This is a genomic window from Gemmobacter sp., assembly GCF_016792925.1.
GTDB lineage: Bacteria > Pseudomonadota > Alphaproteobacteria > Rhodobacterales > Rhodobacteraceae > Gemmobacter.
On record NZ_JAEULU010000260.1, the window covers coordinates 1 to 1697 of the forward strand.

Sequence of the window (1697 nt, forward strand, 5' to 3'; positions counted from 1 at the left end):
GTCCCGCTCCACCTCGGCCAGCTGATCCCGATAGACCTGCACATCCGCGCCCGCCGCCTCCAGCGCGCGCGGCCCCCGGATCGCCCCCAGAACCATCGCCACCGCAGAGGCCAGCACCAAGGCGCCCGCCGTCAGCCAGAAGATTGCCATCGCATCCTGCCCTTTCCCGTTCCTCCCCCATGTAGCTGTCCCAGGCGGCGCGCAAAAGGGCCTTGGCGTCGCAGCCCCCTGCGGCTTTTGTCGCAAATCCACCCTGCGCGCCGCCCATGTCGCAATTTTCCCCATTGTGCCGCTGTGCGCGGCGGAACATTTTGGCGCCTGAGGCATCACAGGCGGCAAGGCGATTGCCGCCCGACCCGAACCGATCTGACCCCGGGAGCAGGACATCCATGAAACGCTATTCGGTTTTCGCCATCGCCCGTGAGGCCCTGCGCTACCATCAGGGCTGGGAAAAGGCATGGCGCTCACCCGCGCCCAAGGCGTCTTATGACGCGATCATCATTGGCGCCGGTGGCCACGGCCTTGCCACCGCCTATTACCTTGGCAAGAATTTCGGCATCACCAATGTGGCGGTGATCGAAAAGGGCTGGCTGGGCGGCGGCAATACCGGGCGCAATACGACCATCATCCGGTCGAACTATCTGCAAGACCCCTCGGCCGCGATCTATAACAAGGCGCTCAGCCTCTATGAGGATCTGAGCCAGGACCTGAACTATAACGTGATGTTCAGCCCGCGCGGCCTGCTGATGCTGGCGCAAACCCATCACGAGGTGCGCGGCTATCTGCGCACGGTCCATGCCAACAACCTGCAAGGCGTGAAGACCAAATGGATCGGGCCGGAACAGGTCAAGGAGCTGGTGCCGATCATCAATATCGACGGCCCGCGCTACCCGGTTCTGGGTGCGCTGTACCAGGAACGCGGCGGCACCGCCCGCCATGATGCCGTGGCCTGGGGCTATGCCCGCGCCTGTTCGGCCATGGGGATGGACATCCTCCAGCAGACCGAGGTCACCGGCGTGCGCTCGGAAAACGGGCAGGTGAAAGGGGTGGAGACCACCCGCGGTTTCATCGGCTGCAAGAAGCTGGGCATCGTGGTGGCGGGCCATTCGGGCCAGGTCGCCGAGATGGCGGGCTTCCGCCTGCCGGTCGAATCGCTGGCGCTGCAAGCGCTGGTGTCGGAACCCATCAAACCCTGCATGGATGTGGTGGTGATGGCCAACACCGTGCATGGCTATATGTCGCAATCCGACAAGGGCGAGATGGTGATCGGCGGCGGCACCGACGGGTTCAACAACTTCACCCAACGCGGGTCGTTCCACCATATCGAGGAAACCCTGCGCGCGCTGGTCGAAACCTTCCCGATGATCTCGCGGCTGAAAATGCTGCGGCAATGGGGCGGCATCGTCGATATGACCGGCGACCGCTCGCCCATCATCTCGAAAACCCCCTTGGGCAATTGCTTCATCAACTGCGGCTGGGGCACCGGCGGCTTCAAGGCGATCCCCGGTTCCGGCTGGGCCATGGCCGAGCTGATGGCCAAGGGCGAACCCGGCCCGCTGGCGGCCGAGTTCAACATGTGGCGCTTCCGCGAAGGCCAGTTCATCGACGAAAGCGTCGCGGCAGGGGTGGCGCATTGATGTCCGCAATCACCACGCAAATTTCTTCGAAGAAATTTGCAAAAGTTTTCGAAAACTTTT

The 1697-nt window shown here is 63.3% G+C and carries 2 protein-coding genes; one reads left to right on the top strand and one right to left on the bottom strand.

Annotated features, from left to right (window positions below; all coding sequences use genetic code 11):
* Positions 1–459, bottom strand: a 459-nt coding sequence (gene ccmI / locus JNN06_RS17665) for a c-type cytochrome biogenesis protein CcmI (protein ID WP_366812798.1), incomplete at its 3' end; no start/stop codon positions are given.
* Between ccmI and JNN06_RS12255 the strand changes: the two genes are divergently transcribed.
* Positions 390–1637, top strand: a complete 1248-nt coding sequence (locus JNN06_RS12255) for a sarcosine oxidase subunit beta family protein (protein WP_291239876.1) — start codon at positions 390–392, stop codon at positions 1635–1637. The genes ccmI and JNN06_RS12255 overlap by 70 nt on opposite strands.
* Positions 1638–1697: the final 60 nt, after the last annotated feature.